This window comes from Sphingomonas lenta (assembly GCF_002288825.1).
Classification (GTDB): Bacteria; Pseudomonadota; Alphaproteobacteria; order Sphingomonadales; family Sphingomonadaceae; genus Sphingomonas; species Sphingomonas lenta.
Window position 1 is genome coordinate 459,484 of sequence record NZ_NSLI01000003.1, and the last position, 18,720, is coordinate 478,203.

The 18,720-nt window shown below is 71.2% G+C and carries 17 protein-coding genes; 8 read left to right on the forward strand and 9 right to left on the reverse strand.

The features are described 5' to 3' along the window. The first annotated feature begins 10 nt into the window (after window positions 1-10). Window positions 11-1,099, forward strand: coding sequence for a DUF2332 domain-containing protein (locus CKY28_RS09445; protein WP_095998078.1), 1,089 nt, complete (start codon window positions 11-13; stop codon window positions 1,097-1,099). A gap of 150 nt (window positions 1,100-1,249) precedes the next feature. Here the strand turns inward: CKY28_RS09445 and CKY28_RS09450 are convergent, their stop codons facing one another. From CKY28_RS09450 to CKY28_RS09465, 4 genes are read right to left on the reverse strand one after another with little or no spacing between them, the layout of a single operon-like run. Beyond that, complete coding sequence (locus tag CKY28_RS09450) at window positions 1,250-2,134, reverse strand: alpha/beta fold hydrolase (protein WP_095998079.1); 885 nt, start codon at window positions 2,132-2,134, stop codon at window positions 1,250-1,252. Next, complete coding sequence (locus CKY28_RS09455) at window positions 2,131-3,033, reverse strand: pirin family protein (RefSeq protein WP_095998080.1); 903 nt, start codon at window positions 3,031-3,033, stop codon at window positions 2,131-2,133. Before CKY28_RS09455 ends, CKY28_RS09450 begins: the two co-directional genes overlap by 4 nt. Further along, window positions 3,002-3,466, reverse strand: coding sequence for an NUDIX hydrolase (locus CKY28_RS09460; RefSeq protein ID WP_095998081.1), 465 nt, complete (start codon window positions 3,464-3,466; stop codon window positions 3,002-3,004). The genes CKY28_RS09455 and CKY28_RS09460 overlap by 32 nt, the downstream gene beginning before the upstream one ends. Further along, the gene (locus CKY28_RS09465; protein WP_095998082.1) at window positions 3,459-3,743 is read right to left on the reverse strand and encodes a BolA family protein; all 285 of its coding nucleotides are present in this window, start codon (window positions 3,741-3,743) and stop codon (window positions 3,459-3,461) included. The genes CKY28_RS09460 and CKY28_RS09465 overlap by 8 nt, the downstream gene beginning before the upstream one ends. A 43-nt stretch (window positions 3,744-3,786) precedes the next feature. Here CKY28_RS09465 and CKY28_RS09470 point away from each other — a divergent pair, with 43 nt between their 5' ends. After that, window positions 3,787-4,395 carry a J domain-containing protein gene (locus CKY28_RS09470; RefSeq protein ID WP_095998083.1) on the forward strand — a complete coding sequence of 203 codons (609 nt, stop codon included), beginning with the start codon at window positions 3,787-3,789 and terminating at the stop codon, window positions 4,393-4,395. Here the strand turns inward: CKY28_RS09470 and CKY28_RS09475 are convergent. The 4 genes from CKY28_RS09475 to CKY28_RS09490 all read right to left on the reverse strand — a co-directional run bounded on the left by CKY28_RS09475 (window position 4,392) and on the right by CKY28_RS09490 (window position 6,645). Then, complete coding sequence (locus CKY28_RS09475; RefSeq protein WP_095998084.1) at window positions 4,392-4,859, reverse strand: SRPBCC family protein; 468 nt, start codon at window positions 4,857-4,859, stop codon at window positions 4,392-4,394. The genes CKY28_RS09470 and CKY28_RS09475 overlap by 4 nt on opposite strands. Next, window positions 4,856-5,347, reverse strand: coding sequence for a VOC family protein (locus tag CKY28_RS09480; protein WP_095998085.1), 492 nt, complete (start codon window positions 5,345-5,347; stop codon window positions 4,856-4,858). Before CKY28_RS09480 ends, CKY28_RS09475 begins: the two co-directional genes overlap by 4 nt. 11 nt (window positions 5,348-5,358) lie before the next feature. After that, complete coding sequence (locus CKY28_RS19355; protein WP_095998086.1) at window positions 5,359-6,078, reverse strand: DUF1428 domain-containing protein; 720 nt, start codon at window positions 6,076-6,078, stop codon at window positions 5,359-5,361. A 129-nt stretch (window positions 6,079-6,207) separates the two neighbouring features. Then, window positions 6,208-6,645 carry a VOC family protein gene (locus CKY28_RS09490; protein ID WP_095998087.1) on the reverse strand — a complete coding sequence of 146 codons (438 nt, stop codon included), beginning with the start codon at window positions 6,643-6,645 and terminating at the stop codon, window positions 6,208-6,210. A gap of 65 nt (window positions 6,646-6,710) precedes the next feature. On the opposite strand from CKY28_RS09490, the gene CKY28_RS09495 reads away from it, so the two are divergent. The 6 genes from CKY28_RS09495 to CKY28_RS09520 all read left to right on the forward strand — a co-directional run bounded on the left by CKY28_RS09495 (window position 6,711) and on the right by CKY28_RS09520 (window position 13,956). After that, window positions 6,711-7,409 (forward strand): winged helix-turn-helix transcriptional regulator, encoded by a 699-nt coding sequence (locus CKY28_RS09495; protein ID WP_095998088.1) that lies wholly within the window; start codon window positions 6,711-6,713, stop codon window positions 7,407-7,409. 86 nt (window positions 7,410-7,495) lie between these two features. After that, window positions 7,496-8,500, forward strand: coding sequence for a cobaltochelatase subunit CobS (cobS, locus tag CKY28_RS09500; protein ID WP_095998089.1), 1,005 nt, complete (start codon window positions 7,496-7,498; stop codon window positions 8,498-8,500). A gap of 1 nt (window position 8,501) precedes the next feature. Beyond that, complete coding sequence (gene cobT, locus CKY28_RS09505) at window positions 8,502-10,322, forward strand: cobaltochelatase subunit CobT (RefSeq protein WP_095998090.1); 1,821 nt, start codon at window positions 8,502-8,504, stop codon at window positions 10,320-10,322. A gap of 151 nt (window positions 10,323-10,473) precedes the next feature. Then, the gene (locus CKY28_RS09510; RefSeq protein WP_095998091.1) at window positions 10,474-10,734 is read left to right on the forward strand and encodes a ribbon-helix-helix domain-containing protein; all 261 of its coding nucleotides are present in this window, start codon (window positions 10,474-10,476) and stop codon (window positions 10,732-10,734) included. A 52-nt stretch (window positions 10,735-10,786) separates the two neighbouring features. Beyond that, a complete protein-coding gene (locus tag CKY28_RS09515; RefSeq protein ID WP_245841744.1) occupies window positions 10,787-12,886 on the forward strand; it encodes a TonB-dependent receptor in 2,100 nt (699 codons plus the stop codon). Beyond that, window positions 12,886-13,956 (forward strand): PepSY-associated TM helix domain-containing protein, encoded by a 1,071-nt coding sequence (locus CKY28_RS09520; protein WP_095998092.1) that lies wholly within the window; start codon window positions 12,886-12,888, stop codon window positions 13,954-13,956. The genes CKY28_RS09515 and CKY28_RS09520 overlap by 1 nt, the downstream gene beginning before the upstream one ends. Window positions 13,957-14,081: 125 nt before the next feature. Here CKY28_RS09520 and CKY28_RS09525 read toward each other — a convergent pair whose 3' ends face one another. Then, on the reverse strand, window positions 14,082-18,674 hold the full coding sequence (locus CKY28_RS09525) for an NAD-glutamate dehydrogenase (RefSeq protein WP_176473038.1): 4,593 nt from the start codon (window positions 18,672-18,674) through the stop codon (window positions 14,082-14,084). Window positions 18,675-18,720 lie beyond the last annotated feature (46 nt).

The following is an 18,720-nucleotide window of genomic DNA, read 5'->3' on the forward strand; positions in this document are numbered from 1 at the left end:
GCGAGGACGAATGGCCGACGAGCAGACCAACCGCGGGGCGTTCCTGATCCAGGAGCACTACTGCCGCAAGATGGGCGCGCCGATCTACGCGGGCATCTGCGCGGCGCTGGCCGCGGGGTTGTCGCGGGAGAGCCGGACGGGCGCGCGGGTGCTCGACTGGCCGGGCGAGCCGACGCGCGACGCCTTGCCGCTCAGGCTGATGGGCGGGCTCCACGCGCTGGTGCGGGCGGGGGCGGATGCGGCGCTCGCCGAGATGTTCGCAGGACGCGCCGCGCCGGACGCGGCGACGCTGAACGCGGTGCTCGCGCGGCACGACGACGCGGTGTCGCCCTGGCTCGACGGGCCGCCGCAGACGAACGAGCCGGGGCGCTCGGGGGCGCTGATGGTCGGCCTGTTGGAGGTGGCGCGGCGGTTCGGGCCGAGGCTGGAGCTGCTGGAGATCGGGTCGAGCGGAGGGCTCAACCTGCTGATCGACCGGTACCGGTTCGACCTGGGCGGCGTGGAGGTGGGGCCGGAAGGCTCGCCGGTGACAATCCGGCCCGAATGGCTGGGCGGCGTGCCGGAGGCAGCGCCGATCGAGATCGTCTCGACGCGAGGGTGCGACGTGCAGCCGTTGGACGTCGCCGATCCGGCGGTAGAGGCGCGGCTGCTCGCTTATGCGTGGCCGGAGGTGCCGGAGCGCGCCGAGCGGCTCCGCCAAGCGATCGCGATGGTGCGCGAGGGCGGCGTGGCGCTGAGCCGGGCGGATGCGGCGGACTGGGTGGAGGCGCGGCTGGCCGAGCCGCAGCCGGCGGGGGTGACGCGGGTGCTGATGCACTCGGTGGTGTGGCAGTATCTGCCCGACAGCGCCGCCGCGCGGATCAGGGCGGCGATGACGGCGGCGGGTGCGCGGGCGACGCCCGAGCGGCCGCTCGCCTGGGTGGCGATGGAGCCCGACCGGGCGATCGGCGAGATGATGGTGAGCGTGCGGGGCTGGCCGGGTGGGGACGGGTGGGCGGTGGTGGCGACCTCCCACGCGCACGGGGCCTGGGTCAGGCCGGGCGGGCCGGAGGGGCTGGACTCGGCGATGCTGGAGGACGCGTACCGGTTGAGGCTCTAAGTCCTCCCCCGCAACGCAGTTGCGGGGGAGGGGGACCAGCGAAGCTGGTGGAGGGGGAACAACGGGATGCGGCATCCCCCTGCACCCCCTCCACCACGCCGCAAGCGGCGCGGTCCCCCTCCCCCGCTGTGAGCGGGGGAGGAATTTGGGTTAGACGCCCCATCTCCGCATGGCGGCGATCACCGGTTCCGGCTTCTCCCAGGGTACGAAATGGCCCGCGTCCTCGATGCGCTCGATCGTGAGGTTCGGGACGTGGGGCTCCAGTTCGAGCTGGACCGGCAGCAGCGCCTTGTCCCCCATGCCCCAGATGACCAGCGTGGGCTGCGTCACGGGCGGGAAGGGGGCGTCGAGCCAGGCGGGGCGCTCGGCCTGCTCGTCGGGTTCGGGGACGACGAAGTTCGACGCGCGGTACCAGTTGAGCATGGCGGTCATGGCACCCGGTTGCGACCATTCGTCGAGATAGGCGGCCTTGTCGTCGCCTGCGACGGTGCTCGTCAGCACCTTGGCGAAGGTGGAGCCGAAGAAGCGCTCCAGCCCCGCGCCCGTCAGGCCCTGGTCGATCGAGGTGTCGCGGAAGGTGCGGATGTACTGCGACGCGCGGCGCTGGTCGCGGTCTTCGATCAGGCTGCGCTGGAAGACGTAGGGGTGCGGGGCGTTGACGATGACGAGCTTCGCCACCCGGTCGGGCCGGCCGATCGCCGCGCCCCAGGCGATGGCGCCGCCCCAGTCGTGGCCGACGAGCGTGAAGCGGTCGACGCCGTAATGGTCGGCGAGCGCGATCACGTCGGCGACGATCTTGGCCGCGGCGTATTCCTCGACCCCCTGCGGCTTGGACGAGCGGGCGTAGCCGCGCTGGTCGGGGGCGATCACGAAATGGTCGCGGGCGAGATCGGGGATGACGTGCCGCCAGGTGCGGTGCGACTCGGGAAAACCGTGGAGCAGGATGACGGCCGGCGCGTCGCGGCGGCCGGCGATGGCCACGTCGAGGTCGACGCCGGTGGGGAGGCTCACGCGGTCGTTGATGAGGCTGGTCATGGATAGCTCACCGTCTTGGGGACCTCGGGGATCGGAATCCATTCCTTGTCGTCGCCCGGCACGGCGGGGAACTCGCCGGCTTTCCAGGCGCGCTTGGCCTCCTCGATGCGGTCGCGCCTGGAGCTGACGAAGTTCCACCACACGTGGCGAGGCGTGCGGAACGCGTCGCCGCCGCAGAGCATGACGCGGCCGCCGACGGTGCCGGAACGTAAAGTCGCGGCGACGCCGGGCTTGAGGACGTAGAGGCGCTGCGGTCCGAGGGGCACGCCTTCCAGCGTCGCCTCGCCGTCGGCTAGGTAGATCGCGCGTTCCTCGGCCGCGGCGTCGATCGGCACCTGCGCGCCGGCGTCGAGCAGGATGGAGGCGTAGATGGTGCCGGCGTAGGTGATGGTCGGGGCGCGCTGGCCCCAGAGCTCGCCCATGATGACGCGCGCCCGGGCGCCGGCATGCTCGATGACGGGGAGATCGGCCGCGCCGACGTGCTGGAAGGCGGGATCGACCTCCTCCGCTTCGTCGGGGAGGGCTAGCCAGGTCTGGATGCCCGAGAGGACGGGGCCGTGCGCGCGTTCGTCGCCGGGCGAGCGTTCGGAATGCACGATGCCGTGGCCCGCCGTCATCAGGTTCACGGCGCCGGGCTCGATCCGCTGCATGGTGCCGAGCGAGTCGCGGTGGTCGATCGCGCCGTCGAACAGGTAGGTGACGGTGGCGAGGTTGATGTGCGGGTGGGGGCGGACGTCGATGCCCTGGCCGGTCGGCAGCGCGGCGGGGCCCATCTGGTCGAAGAACAGGAACGGACCGACCATAGTGCGCTCCTTGGCCGGGAGCGTGCGGTGGACCTTGAAGCCGCCGAGATCGTGGGTGACGGGCTCAAGCGTCTGTAGGACGAAGCTGCCTTGCATCGGTCTGCTCCAGCATGGCGAGGAGGTCGGTCGGGTAGATCGCCTCCGGCCAGTTAGCGATTTCGGCGCGCTCGAACCAGCGCCAGCTCTGCATGACCTCGCGCTCGAGGTCGGTGTGGAGCGCGGGATCCACCTCGTGCGCGCCCACGTCGACGCGGAAGTAGCGCTCGTCGGCAGTGACGGGCACGCCCTCGACGCTGACGAAGTCGACGACGCGGCGGGCGACTTGCGCGCCGGGGTCGAGGTCGAGGCCGGTCTCCTCGCGCAGCTCGCGCCGGGCGGCGGCCTCGTACGCTTCGTGCGCATCGAGCGCGCCGCCGGGGGTGACCCAGAAGGGCGCGCGGCCGGCGACGGTGAAGCGGAACAGGAGCACGCGGCCCGCGGCGTCCACCAGCAGGATGCGCGCGGCGGGGCGGGGGCGGCGCTCACTCACCGGGCGCGGTCGCCTTGATGGAGAGCGCGTGGATGCGCGTGGCGAGCAGGTCGGCGAGCGCCTGGTTGACGAGCCGCTGGCGCGCCACGCGGTTGAGGCCGGCGAAGCGGGGGCTCTCGATCGCGACCGCGAAGTGCGTCTCGCCGGTGCCGTCGTCGCCCATGTGGCCGGCGTGGTGGTGGCTCTCGTTGACCACCTGCAGCCGCGACGGGCTGAGCAACTCGTTGAGACGAATGGCGATCTGGTCGGCGACGGGGCCGGTGGCGGGGGTGTGCATCCGGCCTATATAGGCCGCTTTGTTCAGGGAGTGAGTTGGTTTCGTGACGCGCAAGCGCGGTGAGACGAAGGACCGGCCGGGAGCGCGCTTCCACGGCCGGGTCGAGGGTACGGGGCGGGTGTGCGACCACCCGCAATGCGCGGAGGCGGGCGAGTTCCGCGCGCCGCCGTTGGAGGGCGCGGGCGGATCGGATCGGCCGCCGCGGTTCCGCTGGTTCTGCCTGGACCATGTCCGGGCGTTCAATGCGGGCTACAATTTCTTCGACGGCATGACCGCCGACGAGATCCATCACGCGCAGCGGCCCTATGCCGGCTGGGAACGCGAGACGCGCGCCTTCGCGAACGGGGGCGGCGACCGCGGCCCGCGCTGGGCGGACTTCACCGATCCCCTGGACGCGATCGCCGCCCGCTTCCGCCGCACCGCCGCGCCCGAGCGGACCGACGGCAAGCCCTTGTCGGGGCAGGATCGCGAGTCGCTGAAGGTGCTCGGGCTGGACGCCGACGCCGACCGGCACGCGTTGCGCAAGCGCTACTCGGAGCTGGTGCGGAAGTACCATCCCGACCGCAACGGCGGCGACCGGAGCCACGAAGGCATGCTCCAGAAGGTGATCGCCGCCTATCAGCAGCTGCGCCAAGCGCCGGCGTTCGCCTAGGCGCCGCCGGCCGCGAGGCGCTTCGCGACCTCAGCCAGCTGATCGGCGGACGCGCCCCAGCCCGCCTCGAACCCCATCGCTTCGTGCTGCGCCCTGGCCTCGGCGGTCCAGTGGCGCGCGGTGGCGGTGTAGCGGGTGCCGCCGCCCTCGTCGGCGAACTCGTCCACCCGGACCATGAAGGGGCCGTGCGGCCGCCAGTCGGGGTCGAGCGCGTCGGTGGAGACCACGCGCTCACCGGGCCGCACCTCCAGGTACACGCCCTGGAGCGGCATCGCTTCGCCGTCGGGGCCGTGGAACATCATGCGCGACGCGCCGCCGGAGCGCAGGTCCATCTCCAGCACCTCGGCGCGCCAGGGGCGGGGGCAGAGCCATTCCTCGCCATGGTCGGTCCAGGCGCGCCACACCGCCTCGCGCGGCGCGTCGATCAGGCGGGTGACGGTCAGTTCGTGGGTGGTGTCGGTCACGCGGGCACTCCTTTGCGCGCCGCCTCAATGGCGGCGACGTCAATCTTCTTCATGGTCATCATCGCCTCGAAGGCGCGCTTGGCCTCGTCGCCGCCGGCTTGCAGCGCGTCGAGCATGACGCGGGGCGTGATCTGCCAGGAGAAGCCCCAGCGGTCGCGGCACCAGCCGCACTCGCTCTCCTGGCCGCCATTGCCGACGATCGCGTCCCAGTAGCGGTCGGTCTCCGCCTGGTCCTCGGTCACGACCATGAAGCTGACCGCCTCGTTGGGCCGGAAGTTCGGGCCGCCGTTCAGGCCTGAGAAGGCGCGGCCGAGCACCGTGAACTCGACCGTGATCTCGGAGCCCTGCTCCCCGCCGCCGGGGAAGTCGGTCGGCGCGGCCGCGGCGGGTCCGACATGGCTGTCGGGGAAGGTCGCGGCGTAGAACTCGGCGGCTCTGCGCGCCTCGCCGTGGTCAAGCCAGAGGACGGTGGTGAGCTTGTCGGCCATCGTGTCCTCCCTCAGAGCTCGACGACGGGCCGGAACCCGCCATAGACCATGCGCGCGCCGTCGAAGGGCATCGGGCCGGCCATGCGCTCGTCCGCCATCATCTTGGCCCAGCCGGCGTCGCGCGTCTCCTTGTCGGGCCAGGCGATCCAGCTGAACACGACACGCTCGCCGTCCCGGGCGTCGACCGCACGGCGGAAGTCGGTGCGCTTGCCGTCGGGAACGTCGTCGCCCCAAGCCTCGACGACGCGCGTCGCGCCGTACTCGGCGAAGATCGGCGCCGCCTTGCGCGCGTGGTCCAGGTACGCGTCGCGGCCGTCCTCCGACACGGCCGCCAGGAAGCCGTCGACATAGGCACCGTCGCGGCCGCCCTCGTCCATCATGGGCGCGAACCCGCCATAGATCATCCGCGCGCCGTCGAACGGCATCGGGTTCTTGGCCGGGTCCATGCGCGGGTCGGTGCCCATCATCTCCGTCATCTTGGCCATGGCGGCGTCGCGCGTCGCTTTGTCGGGCCACTCGATCCAGGAGAAGACGACTTTCTCGCCGCTCTGGACCTCCACCGCGCGGCGGAAGTCGGTGCGCTTGCCGTCGGGCACGTCGTCCTCCCAGCATTCGAGGATCCGGGTGGCGCCCAGCTCCATGAACACAGGGTCGGCGGTGCGGGCGTGCTCGATGAACTTGTCGCGGTTCCCGGCGGGAACGGCGATCACGAAGCCGTCGATATAGGTCATGGTGCTCTCCTTCAGGTCAGGCGAGGAGCGGGTCGGCGTGGCACGCCAGGATCGCGAGCGCGGTCGCCGCGAAGGAGGCGAGGCCGACGAGGAAGCTGCGGGTCGCGGTCACCGTGCGTCTCCGTCCGGTCAGGCGGCCTGGGCCGCGGGCTGGCCGGTCGCCGCCGTCGCGGCCTCCACGTCCATGTACATCGGCTCGAAGACGTGGCCGTCCGGATCCTCGAAGCTGCGGCCGTACATGAAGCCCATGTCCTGGGGCGGGCGCACGTCGCCGGTGCCGCCGGCGGCGACCGCGGCGTCGACGATCGCGTCCACCTCCTCGCGCGAGTCGCGCGACAGGCAGAGGAGCACCTCCGACGTCTCGCGCGCGTCGGCGATCCGCTTGGACGTGAAGCCCGCGTAGAAGGGGTGGGTGAGCAGCATGAAGCTGATCGTGTCCGACCAGACCATCATCGCGGCCTGGTCGTTCGAGAACCGCTCGTCGCGGGTGCAGCCGATCGCTTCGTAAAAGGCGGTGGAGCGCGCCAGATCGGCGACGGGCAGGTTCACGAAGATCATCTTGGGCATGTCACTCTCCTCCGGTCCGAATCGCCGTTTGCTTCTGATGCGCTACTCAGTTATAAAAAGCAACCATGAAGTTAGAAAAACTAACCGAGTCGCGGCGGAGCGAGGCGAAGCGGCGCTATGACGACGCCTGCGCAGCGACGCACGGGATGGACATCATCGGCGAGCGCTGGGCGTTGCCCGTGATGCGCGAGCTGATGCTGGGCCCGCGCCGCTTCTCCGAGCTGCGGCGCAGCTTGCCGAGCTTAAGCGCCAACGTGCTGACGCAGCGGCTGGAGGGGCTGGAGGCGGCGGGGATTGTACGGCGCGAGAAGCTGCCGCCGCCTGCGTCGGTGCAAGTCTATGCGCTGACGCCCTGGGGTCAGGAAGCGGGGCCGGTGTTCCAGGCGCTGGGGCGCTGGGCGGCGCGCTCGCCCGCCCATGACCCCACGCGGCCGTTCAGCGCGGTGTCGCTGATGCTGTCGCTCCGGACCATGTTCTCCGCCGAGCGCGCGGGCGACCTGTCGCTCAGCGCGGGCTTCCGGTTCGGCGAGGACCAGTTCCGCTTCACGCTCGAGCGGGGCCAGGTGGCGATCGGCCGCGGGCTGCCGGACGCGCCCGACTTCGTGCTGGGCGGCACGACGCAGGGCGTGGCGGCGCTCGTCTATGCGGGCGCGCCGGCCGACGCGCTTGAACGCGACGGCATGCTCACAATCGAGGGAGATCGTGGCGCGCTCGCGCGTTTCGCCACCCTGTTCCCGCCGCCAACGCGGGTCCCATCGAAGTAGTACTTCGATGGGGTCCCTGTAGGTGAGCGCGGGTTGACCTCCCACCATTCCGTTCGCAGGAGGACTGCGAACGGCAAAGGCGCTCCATGACCGACCTCCCCAACACCGTCCCCGACAACCGCGACCGCACGCTGCTCGCCACGCCCGACAAGACGGTGTCGGTGCGCGAGCTGTTCGGGATCGACAGCGACATGAACGTGCCCGCCTTTTCGGAAGCGGACGAGCGGGTGCCGGACCTCGACCCCGCTTACGTGTTCGACCCGGACACGACCTTGGCGGTGCTGGCGGGCTTCGCGCACAACCGGCGCGTCATGGTGCAGGGCTATCACGGCACCGGCAAGTCGACGCATATCGAGCAGGTGGCGGCGCGGCTGAAATGGCCGTGCATCCGCATCAACCTCGACGCGCATATCAGCCGCATCGATCTCGTCGGCCGCGACGCGATCGTGCTCCGCGACGGGCAGCAGGTGACCGAGTTCCGCGAGGGCCTGCTCCCCTGGGCGCTGCAGCACCCGGTGGCGCTCGTGTTCGACGAGTATGACGCGGGGCGGCCGGACGTGATGTTCGTGATCCAGCGCGTGCTGGAGACGGAGGGCAAGCTCACGCTGCTCGACCAGAACCGCGTGATCCGGCCCAACCCCTATTTCCGGCTGTTCGCGACCGCCAACACGGTCGGGCTGGGCGACACGAGCGGCCTCTATCACGGCACGCAGCAGATCAACCAGGGCCAGATGGACCGCTGGAACGTGGTGGTGGGCTTGAACTACCTGCCCGCCGCGACCGAAGCGCAGATCGTGCTCGCCAAGTCGGGCGAGTATGACAAGCCCGATGGCAAGAAGACGGTGGAGGCGATGGTCCGCGTCGCCGACCTGACGCGCAAGGGCTTCGTCAACGGTGACATCTCGACCGTCATGAGCCCGCGCACCGTGATCACCTGGGCGCAGAACGCGCTGATCTTCGGCGATGTCGGCTTCGCGTTCCGGCTGTCGTTCCTCAACAAGTGCGACGAGGCGGAACGGCCGCTGGTGGCGGAATACTACCAGCGCGTGTTCGGCAAGGACCTGCCGGAGAGCGTCGCCGGCAGGGCCTGACGTGACCCAGGAAACGCCCCTAGACCGCTTCAAGCACGTGCTCGCCGGGACCGCGCGGGCGGTGGCGGACGAGCCGGAGGTGGAGCTCGCCTTTACCGCGGACGCGCCGGCGCAGTCGGGCAAGCACCTGAAGGTGCCCATGCCCGCCCGCCAGCTGCCGCCCGACCAGGTGGCGGAAGCGAGGGGGTTCGCGGACGGGTTCGCGCTCCGCCTCAGGCACCACGACGCGGGGCTCCACGCGCGGGGCGCGCCCGCCGAGCCGGTGGCGCGGGCGGTGTTCGACGCCGTGGAGACGGCGCGCGTCGAGGCGCTGGGGTCGCGTGGCTATCAGGGCATCAGCGACAATTTGGGTGTGGCGCTCGACATGCGCCTCAAGTCCGACCCGATCTCGCGCGCGCGCACCGCGGCGGAGGTGCCGCTGTCGACGGCGCTGCAGTTGCTCGTGCGCGAGAAGCTGACGGGCGAGGCCGTGCCCGCGACCGCCGCGCCGGGGCTGGAGCTGGTGCGCGAGTGGATCGAATCTAAGTCGGACCTGTCCGCGCTTCGGCTCGCGCTCGACGACCAGCGCGCGTTCCAGGCGCTGGCGACCAAGCTGCTCGAGGACTTGGAGCTGATCGAGGGCGAGGTCGCGCCCGAGGAGGCGGACGAGGGCGGCTCGGAGGACGAGGGCGAGAACGAGGAGAGCCAAGAGGAAGGCGAGCAGTCGGAGGACGAAGGCTCGCAGGGCGAAGGTCAGGTCGAGGCGCGCGGCGAGCAGCAGCAGTCGGACCAGCAACAGGGCGAGCAGGCCGAGTTCGGTGACGACTTGGAGGACATGGACGGCGAGCCGGGCGACGAGGGCGAGGAGGGTATGCAGCCTATTCGCCCTAACCGGTCCTTTGCGGACTTCTCGCCGCAGTTCGACTACAAGGTGTGGACCGAGCGATTCGACGAGGTGGTGGGGGCCACCGAGCTGTGCGATCCGGAGGAGCTGCAGCGGCTGCGCGGCTATCTCGACCAGCAGCTCGTGCACCTGCAATCGGCGGTGTCGAAGCTCGCCAACCGGCTCCAGCGGCGGTTGATGGCGCAACAGTCGCGCTCCTGGGACTTCGACCAGGAGGAGGGGCTGCTCGACGCGGCCCGGCTCGCGCGCGTGGTGGTCAATCCGACGCACTCGCTCAGCTACAAGATCGAGCGGGATACCGATTTCCGCGATACGGTCGTCACGCTGCTGATCGACAACTCGGGCTCGATGCGCGGACGGCCGATCTCGATTGCGGCGATCTCGGCCGACATCCTGGCGCGCACGCTGGAGCGGTGCGGGGTCAAGACGGAGATACTCGGCTTCACGACGCGCGCCTGGAAGGGCGGGCAGTCGCGCGAGACGTGGCTCGCCGCGGGGCGACCGCCGCAGCCGGGCCGCCTCAACGACATCCGCCACATCGTCTACAAGCGTGCCGACGAGCCCTGGCGGCGCGCGCGCGCCAGCCTCGGGCTGATGATGCGCGAGGGGCTGCTCAAGGAGAATATCGACGGCGAGGCGCTGCTCTGGGCGCACAACCGGCTGATCGGCCGACCGGAAGAACGCAAGATCATGATGGTGATCTCCGACGGCGCGCCGGTGGACGACTCGACGCTCTCCGTGAATTCGGGATCGTACCTCGAGCGGCACTTGCGGCAGGTGATCGGCTGGATCGAGGGCAAGTCGCCTGTAGAGCTCGTCGCGATCGGCATCGGCCACGACGTCACGCGCTACTATCAGCGCGCAGTCACGATCATGGACGCCGAGCAGCTGGGCGGCACGATCATCGAACAGCTCGCCGCGCTGTTCGACGCGCGGTGATCAAATTCCTCCCCCGCCCACGGCGGGGGAAGGGGACCAGCGAAGCTGGTGGAGGGGGAGCTACGGGATGCGGCATCGTGATGTACCCCCTCCACCACGCCCTGCGGGCGCGGTCCCCCTCCCCCGCTGTAAGCGGGGGAGGAGTTAAGGCGTGATCGACCCACCTCCTGGCGGGTTCTTCGGCCCGGTGAAACGCTCGGTGACGATCGCCGGGCACGAGACGTCGGTCAGCCTCGAACCCGTCTTCTGGGCCGCACTGGAGCGTCAGGCCCGCGCGCGCGACGTGCCGCTGTCCGCGCTGGTGGCCGCAATCGACGCGGCTCGCATCAAGCAACGCGATCCGCCCAACCTCGCCAGCGCGATCCGGAGCTGGTTGTTCAGGTTCGGCCAAACTGAGAACAGTTCGCATTAGCGTTGACTCTGCGAACGACTCTCAATAGCGAGGATCTCCGAAAGGGGATCCAATGTTCATATCGCTCATGGCGCTGGCCGCCGGCCTGTCCGCCGGGACCGACCGCGCCGCCGTCGCCGCCGACGAGCCTGCGTCCGGTCAGGTCGTCGTCGTCACCGGCCGCCGCGAAGGCTACGCCGTCGAGGAGACGCGCACCGCCACGCGTACGCCGACCGAGCTCAAGGATGTACCGCAGGCGGTGACCGCGGCGACGGAAGAGCAGATCGAGGACCGCGCCTTCCGCTCGGTGTCGGACGTGCTGCGCGCGGTGCCGGGTGCCAGCGCGGCGCAGGGCGAGGGGCATCGCGACCAGGTGGTGCTGCGCGGCAACAACTCGACGGCCGACTTCTTCGTCGACGGGCTTCGTGACGACGCGCAATATTACCGTCCGCTCTACAATCTCGACCGCGTGGAGGTGCTGCGCGGCCCCAGCGCCATGACGTTCGGACGCGGCGGCGGGGGCGGGGTGGTCAACCGCGTCACCAAGCAGCCCTTGTTCGAGACGTTCGGCGCGGGCACCGCGTCCGTCGACAGCTTCGGCGCGTGGTACCTGGACGCGGACGCAAACCTGCCGCTGAGCGAGCAGGTCGCCGCGCGCGTCAACGCGTACCGCGAGGAGTTCCGCAACCACCGCGACGTGTTCGACGGCCGCGCCTTCGCCGTGAACCCGACGGTGCGCGCGCTGTTCGGCCCGAGCACCGGCGTCGCCCTTTCGTATGAATATGTCGACGACGCGCGCGTGGTCGACCGCGGCGTGCCGTCGCAAGGCGGCCGGCCGCTCCGGGGCTTCCGCGACACCTTCTTCGGCGTGGAGGGCGCGAACGAGCTCGGGCTCGAGGCGCACATCCTACGCGCTACCGCCGAGCACCGGCCGAGCGACGATTTCGGCCTCGTCAGCCGGTTGCAGTACGCCGATTACGACAAGTTTTACCGCAACGTCTTCCCCAACGGTCTCGCCGGCACCGCGGCCGCGCCGACGGTGGCGCTCGGCGCGTATTTCGACGCGCAGAAGCGCGAGAACCTGCTGAGCCAGACCGACCTGACCTGGCGCGCGTCGACGGGCGCGGCGCGGCACCTCATCCTCCTCGGCGTCGAGTTCGGCGACCAGCGCACGCGCTCCGACCGGCTGAACGGTTTCTGGGACGGCGTCGCGGGCGCCACGATGGGCGGCCGCCAGATCACCCGGCCGTTGACCGACCCGTTCACCGCGCCCGCGCCCGTGTTCCGCCGCGGCACGGGCGAGCGCTCCACGGCGAGCGAGGCGGACTTTTTCGCGCTGCTGGCGCAGGACCAGGTGACGATCGGCCCCGTCGAGATCCTGGCGGGCATCCGCTACGACCGGTTCAGCCTCAGGAGCGTCAACCTCTACACCGGCGAGCGCTTCCGCCGCACCGACGAGCTGTGGAGCCCGCGCGCCGGCCTTGTGGTCCACCCGGTCGAGTCCGTGTCGCTCTACGGCAGCTACGGCCGCTCCTACCTGCCGCAATCGGGCGACCAGTTCGCCTCGCTCGACCTCACCTCGGCGGCGCTGGAGCCGGAGAAGTTCGAGAACGTCGAGGCCGGCGTGAAATGGGAACCGCGGCCGGGCCTGCTGCTGGCGGGCGCGGTGTACCAGCTCGACCGCACCAACACGCGCGCGGCCGGGCCGAACCCGGGCGAGGTGGTGCTGACGGGCGCGCAGCGCAGCCGGGGGATCGAGCTGGAGGCGTCGGGCCGCGTAGTCCCGAACCTGACGGTGAGCGCCGCCTATGCGCTCCAGGAGGCCGAGATCCGCCGCACCACCGCCGCCGCGCCCGCTGGCCGGAACGTGGCGTTGGTGCCCAAGCACCAGGTCTCGCTCTGGGGCCGCTGGGACGCGACGCCGCGGCTGGGGCTGGGGGCGGGCGTGGAGCACCGGTCACGGCAGTTCACCTCCATCTCGAACGCGGTGGCGCTGCCGGCCTATACGCGCGTCGACCTCGCGGCCTTTTACCGGCTTTCCGACAAGCTGGAGGCGCAGCTGAACGTCGAGAACCTGTTCGACGACGGGTACTTTCCGACCGCGCATTCCGACAACAACATTTCCACCGGCGTACCGCTGAACGCGCGCCTGACGATCCGGGCGAGGCTGTGATGGCGAGCAAGCAGGCGCTGCGGCGCGCCTGGTTCCAGCTGCACAAATGGTTGGGGCTGCTGCTCGCGGCGCTGATCATCCCCATCTCGTTCACCGGCGCGGTGCTGGTGTGGCACGAGGAGCTGGAGCCCTGGGTGTACCCGGACCGCTACGCGACGAGCGGCGACGTGACGCTCGCGCCGGCGGCGTATCTCGAGGCGGCGCGGACGGCGATGAGGCCGGGCGAGCGGGTCGCTTCGCTCGCCATGCCCGATCACGGCGGCCCGGTGACCGTCGCGGCCGCGCCGGCCCATGCGCCCGATCGGCCCGGCCCGCCGCAGCGGACCAACATCTACCTCGACCCGCCGACCGCGCGCGTGCTGGAGGTGGCGCCCAACAACGCCGGGATCATGCGCGTCCTGCACGTGCTCCATGGCAGCTTGATGGTGCCGGGCGTGGGACGGCAGATCGTCGGTTGGGTGGGCGTGGCGATGATGGTATCGGCGCTCACCGGGCTGTGGCTGTGGTGGCCGATGACGGGGAGCTGGCGGCGCGGCTTCCGGTGGCGGCGGCACGCGAACACCGACACGAATCTGCACTACCAGTTCGGCTTCTGGGTTTCGCTGCCGCTGTTCGTGCTGTCGCTGACAGGCGCGTGGATCTCGTTCCCGGCGTTCTTCGGCCCGCTCTCGGGCGAAGCGCCGCGTCCGCGTCCGCGCCCGGCCGCGCCGCTGGAGGCGACTGCCCGCCCGGTCGAGGAGGTGTTGGCGCTCGCGGGCGGTGAGGTCAGGCAGGTTTCCTGGCCGACGGAGAAGAAGGCCGAATGGACGGTCCGGCTCGCGCGCGGCCAGGTCACTGTCGACGACCGCACGGGCGCGGCGAAGCGCGAGCCGCCCGCGCCCGAGGGCGTGATGCGGCTAATGCGGCGAGTCCACGACGGCACCGGCATGGGGCTGTTGTGGCGCTGGGCGATCTTCCTGGGCGGGATGATCCCCGTGCTGCTCGCGGTCACCGGGGTGATCATGTGGTGGCGCGCGCGCGGGTGGCGGGCGAAGGTGAAGCGGAGGCGGGTGAGGGCGGCGATGGCGTAGGCTACTTCGTCACCCCGGCCTTGAGCCGGGGTCCCGTTTCTTCCCACCGTTGAGAAGAAGCGGGATGCCGGATCAAGTCCGGCATGACGGAAAAGGACGGGAAGGCTAGCGGGCCTTCCCGGTTCCTACCGCCCCAACAGCACCCGCGCCTGGCCGGCGATCTGCGCGAGCATCGCGGCGCTGGGCTTCGCGACCAGCCGCGCGCGGTCGATCAGCGCCTTGAATTGCGCCACGCGCGCGGCGTTGCGGCGGAGCCAGTCTTCGACCTGTTCCTGCGGGTCGCCCTGCGCGCGGCTCAGGAATTCGAGGCGCAGCTGCTGGAAGTCGCGCGCGAGGCCTGCGATCAGCAGCCGCTCCCACGGATCGCTCGATACGATGCGCGCGGCGGTGGCCTGCGCCCAGTCGAGCCCGAGCGCCTGGCCCAGATGCGTGAAGGCGCGCGCCAGCGTGACCTCGTCGAGCCCGAGCCGCCCGCCGAGCTCGGCCAGGCCGATCGCACCGTCGAGCTCGAACAGGCGCACGACGCGGCCCGCCAGCTCGGACGGCGCGCCCGCCGCCTCCAGGCCGGAGCGGATACGCCCGCTCTGCATGCGCGCCTCCTCGAGCAGCAGCTGGCCCGTCGCGGCGTCGAGCTGGCGGACGCGCGGCGCGAGATAGGCGAGCACGTCGCCAGGCCCCACGCCCGGCACGACCACGCGGAGCAGGTCGGCGACGTGCGAGCGCGTCGCGGCCGCGACCTCGTCGAACAGCGCGAGGCGGCCCGACTCGGGCATCGGCGTCGTCTCGATCGCCGCCCATAGCTCGGGCAGGCCGAACAGCCGCTCGGCGACCACGAACATAGCGGCGATGTCGCCCGCGGCGGCGCCCTCCTCCTCGGCGAGCTCGAACGGGTGGAGCAGGCCCAGCCGGTTGACGATACGGTTGGCGAGCTTGGTCGCGACGATCTCGCGGCGCAGCCGGTGCGCGTCGATCGCGTCCTGGAACCGCTCGCGCATCGCGGGCGGGAAAGCGGCGCGGAGGTCAGGCAGCAGCGCGTCGTCGCTGCCCAGGTCCGCGGCTTCGATCGCGTCCTGCAGCGCGAGCTTGGCGGTGGCGAGCAGCACGGCGAGCTCGGGGCGGGTGAGGCCCTGGCCCGACTGGCCGCGGCGCAGCAGCTCCTCGTTGCCGGCGAGGCCTTCGACCTGGCGGTCGAGGCGGCCTGCCGTCTCGAAGATCTCGATCGCACGGACGTAGGACGGGGTGGCCGCCGCGCCGTCCGCCTCGGCGATGGACAGCGCCAGCGTCTGGAGGCGGTTGTCCTCAAGCACGAGGTGCGCGACGTCGTCGGTCATCGACGCGAGCAGCGCGTTGCGGTCGCCCTCGGCGAGGCGGCCCTCCATCATCTCGCGGTTGAGCGCGATCTTGATGTTGACCTCGTTGTCCGAGCAGTCGACGCCCGCCGAGTTGTCGATGAAGTCGGTGTTGATGCGCCCGCCGCGCGCGGCGAACGCGATGCGCGCCGCCTGCGTCACGCCCAGGTTCGCGCCCTCGCCGATCGCGGTGGCGCGGAGCTGCTCGGCGTCGACGCGGAGGCGGTCGTTGGCGGGGTCGCCGACGGCCGCGTTGTTCTCGGCCGCCGCCTTCACATAGGTGCCGATGCCGCCGAACCAGATGAGGTCGGCCGGGGCCTTCAGGATGGCGGAGATGAGCGCCGCGGGCTCGAACTCGGCCTGGGTGACGCCGAGCACGGCCTGCGCCTCGGGCGAGAGGCGGATCACCTTCTCGGTCCGCGCGTACACGCCGCCGCCGGCCGAGATAAGCGACTTGTCGTAATCCTCCCAGCTCGACCGCGGCAGCGCGAACATGCGCGCGCGCTCCTCGTACGAACGCGCGGGGTCGGGCGAAGGGTCGATAAAGATGTGGCGGTGGTCGAACGCCGCCACGAGCTTGATCGCGCGGGACAGCAGCATGCCGTTGCCGAACACGTCGCCCGACATGTCGCCGCAGCCGACCACGCTGATCGACTGCGTCTGCACGTCGACGCCCCGCTCGGCGAAGTGGCGCTGGACGGAGATCCACGCGCCCTTGGCGGTGATGCCCATCGCCTTGTGGTCGTAGCCCTGGCTGCCGCCGGACGCGAAGGCGTCGCCGAGCCAGAAGCCGCGCTCCAAGGCGATCGCGTTCGCCACGTCGGAGAAGGTCGCGGTGCCCTTGTCGGCGGCGACGACAAAGTACGGGTCGGGCCCGTCATGGACGCGCACGCCCTCCGGGTGGACGACCCGGCCCTCGACGAGGTTGTCGGTCACCGACAGCAATGTGCGGATGAAGACGCGGTAGCTCTCGGTCCCCTCCGCGAGCCACGCGTCGCGGTTGGACGGGGCGGGGAGCTGCTTGGGGTAGAAACCGCCCTTCGCGCCCGTGGGCACGATCACCGCGTTCTTCACGCGCTGCGCCTTCATGAGCCCCAGGATCTCGGTGCGGAAATCGTCGCGCCGGTCCGACCAGCGTAAGCCGCCGCGCGCGACAGGGCCGGCGCGGAGGTGGATGCCTTCGACGCGGGGGCTGTAGACCCAGATCTCGCGCCAGGGCAGGGGAGCGGGCAGGCCCGGGATGCGCGCCGAGTCGAGCTTGAACGCCAGCGCCAGCTCGGCGGCGGGCGCGAAGGCGTTGGTGCGCAAGGTGGCGGCGATCACCGCATTGATGGCGCGCAGGATGCGGTCGTCGTCGATCGCGGACACGGCGTCCAGCCCGCGCGCGACCTGCTCGTCGGCGGCGGCGACGTCGCCCTCCTCAGGCCCGTGCGCGGCGGCGAAGCGTTCGATCAGCGCTTTCGACACCGCGGGCGCGCGGCGCAGCGCGTCGACCACGGTGGCCAAGCCGTAGGGGAGCCCTGCCTGGCGCAGGTAGCGGAACCAGGCGCGGAACAGCACCACCGCGAAGGGCTCGACGCCCGCCTCGACGATCAGGCGGTTGAACAGGTCGTTCTCGGCGCGGCCCTCCAGCACGGCCGCGACCGCGCCCTCCAGCACGGCCACGTTCCCGATCGCGCCGCCCGCCTCGACCTCGAAATCGTGAAGGTAGGTGCGGTCCGCGTCGTTGAGCGCGGTGGGGATCTCCTCCACGACGCGGAAGCCGAAATTCTCGAGCACGGGCACCGCGTCCGACAGCGGCAGCGGGCCGCCGCGGCGGTATATTTTGAGCCGCGTCCGGCCTTCCTCGGCGACGATCCGGACCGAGCGCGAGCCCTCGTCGGTGAGCTGGTCGAGGCGCAGGATGTCGGCCGCGGCCTCCGCGCCCGAGCGCGCGGTGCGGTAGCCGTTGGGGAAAGCGTTGGCCCAAGTAAGCGCGAGCCGGGCCGCGGTGCGCTGCGGCACCTGCTCCGCCAGCGCCGCCTCGACCTCGGGCGCCCAGCCGCGGATCATGCGCGCGAGCCGCGCGTCCAGCTCCGCCTCGTCGGGCAGCGACGCGCCGTCCGTGATGTCCAGCGTGTAGCGGATGAGCGCTGTCACCTCGTCGATCTGGATCTGCCAGTTGAGGAGTTGGGCGCCGGCCGCTTCCTTCAGCATCTCGCCGATCGCGACCCGGCGCGCGGTATTGAGCTCGTCGCGCGGCAGCCAGACGAAGGCGTAGAGGTGCCGCCGTAGCGGCGAAGGCACGAGCACGAGCCGCGGACGCGGCCGGTCGGCGAGGCTCATGGAGGCGAGCGCGAGCGCCTCCAGCGCCTCCGGCTCGAACGCGACCGCCAAGTCGTGCGGCATCGCGCCGACGGCGTGCGCCAGCGCCTTGCCCGTATGGCCGCGCGGGTCGAAGCCGAACTTCTCCTCCAGCGCGCGCAGGCGCTCGCGAACGATGGGAACACTACGCGCGGGCGCAGAAAGCGCGGCGCTGGTCCACAGGCCGGAGTGGATCGACAGGCCCGTGACGCGCCCGCTGTCACGGATCGGCAGCAGGATCAGATCGAGCGGTACGGCGCGGTGCACCGCGGAGATATGGTTCGACTTGATGAGCAGCGGCGCCTCCGCCCCCTGCTCGAACCGCGCGAGCGCGAGGCGGCGCGAGGCTTCGTCGAGGATCTCCACCCGGTGTCGGTTGCGCGCGATGCCGAGCCGCGCGGCGTCGCCGTCCGCCGTCCAGCGCTCATGGCCGAGCAGCGTCAGGTGTCCGCCCGAGAACCAGCGCAGCAGCTCCGCGCCTTCGCCCGAGCCGAGCGATTCGGCGTCACGCGCGAGCGCTTCGCGCATCTGCGGCCAGTCTTCGACGGCGACGCGCACGTCGAGGAGCACGGCGGCGATTTCCGTCTCCAGCGCCGCGCGGCTGCGCGCGTCGACGCGCTCCAGCTCCAGGTAGATCATCGACTCGGGGCGGCCGCCCTCGCCCCCGTCACCGCCGATGCCGGTCAGCCGTCCGTGATCGTCGCGCGTGACGGGGACCACGGGGTGGATGATGCGGTCGATCGCGACGCCGCGCTCGCCGATCTCCGCCGCGATAGAATCGACCAGGAATGGCATGTCGTCGTTGATCACGCCCATGCGCATGCGCCGGCGCACGTCGTCGGCGGCGATCGCCTCCAGCGCGATGACGGGCTTGCCGGGGCGACGGTCCATCGCGGCCGCGACGAGAAAGGCGGCGGCCTCCGCCTGCTCGGCGTCCCCGAAACCCTGGAGCTCGGCGGGCAGCGCGCCGCGCACGAGGCGGTCGCGCAGCGCGTCCACCAGCGATTGATTTGCGTTGGTCAGCATGGGGCCGGCCTACGCCCGCCGCGCGGCCGGCTCAACCCTCCGTAAC

What these genes read in the sequence shown, in the direction of transcription:
- CKY28_RS09520 (WP_095998092.1), top strand. Translation starts at nt 12,886, where the DNA reads ATGGCGAGCAAGCAGGCGCTGCGGCGCGCCTGGTTCCAGCTGCACAAA.
- CKY28_RS09465 (WP_095998082.1), bottom strand. Translation starts at nt 3,743, where the DNA reads ATGCACACCCCCGCCACCGGCCCCGTCGCCGACCAGATCGCCATTCGT.
- CKY28_RS09445 (WP_095998078.1), top strand. Translation starts at nt 11, where the DNA reads ATGGCCGACGAGCAGACCAACCGCGGGGCGTTCCTGATCCAGGAGCAC.
- CKY28_RS09455 (WP_095998080.1), bottom strand. Translation starts at nt 3,033, where the DNA reads ATGCAAGGCAGCTTCGTCCTACAGACGCTTGAGCCCGTCACCCACGAT.
- CKY28_RS19355 (WP_095998086.1), bottom strand. Translation starts at nt 6,078, where the DNA reads ATGACCTATATCGACGGCTTCGTGATCGCCGTTCCCGCCGGGAACCGC.
- CKY28_RS09495 (WP_095998088.1), top strand. Translation starts at nt 6,711, where the DNA reads ATGAAGTTAGAAAAACTAACCGAGTCGCGGCGGAGCGAGGCGAAGCGG.
- CKY28_RS09515 (WP_245841744.1), top strand. Translation starts at nt 10,787, where the DNA reads ATGTTCATATCGCTCATGGCGCTGGCCGCCGGCCTGTCCGCCGGGACC.
- CKY28_RS09490 (WP_095998087.1), bottom strand. Translation starts at nt 6,645, where the DNA reads ATGCCCAAGATGATCTTCGTGAACCTGCCCGTCGCCGATCTGGCGCGC.
- CKY28_RS09525 (WP_176473038.1), bottom strand. Translation starts at nt 18,674, where the DNA reads ATGCTGACCAACGCAAATCAATCGCTGGTGGACGCGCTGCGCGACCGC.
- CKY28_RS09480 (WP_095998085.1), bottom strand. Translation starts at nt 5,347, where the DNA reads ATGGCCGACAAGCTCACCACCGTCCTCTGGCTTGACCACGGCGAGGCG.
- cobS (WP_095998089.1), top strand. Translation starts at nt 7,496, where the DNA reads ATGACCGACCTCCCCAACACCGTCCCCGACAACCGCGACCGCACGCTG.
- CKY28_RS09450 (WP_095998079.1), bottom strand. Translation starts at nt 2,134, where the DNA reads ATGACCAGCCTCATCAACGACCGCGTGAGCCTCCCCACCGGCGTCGAC.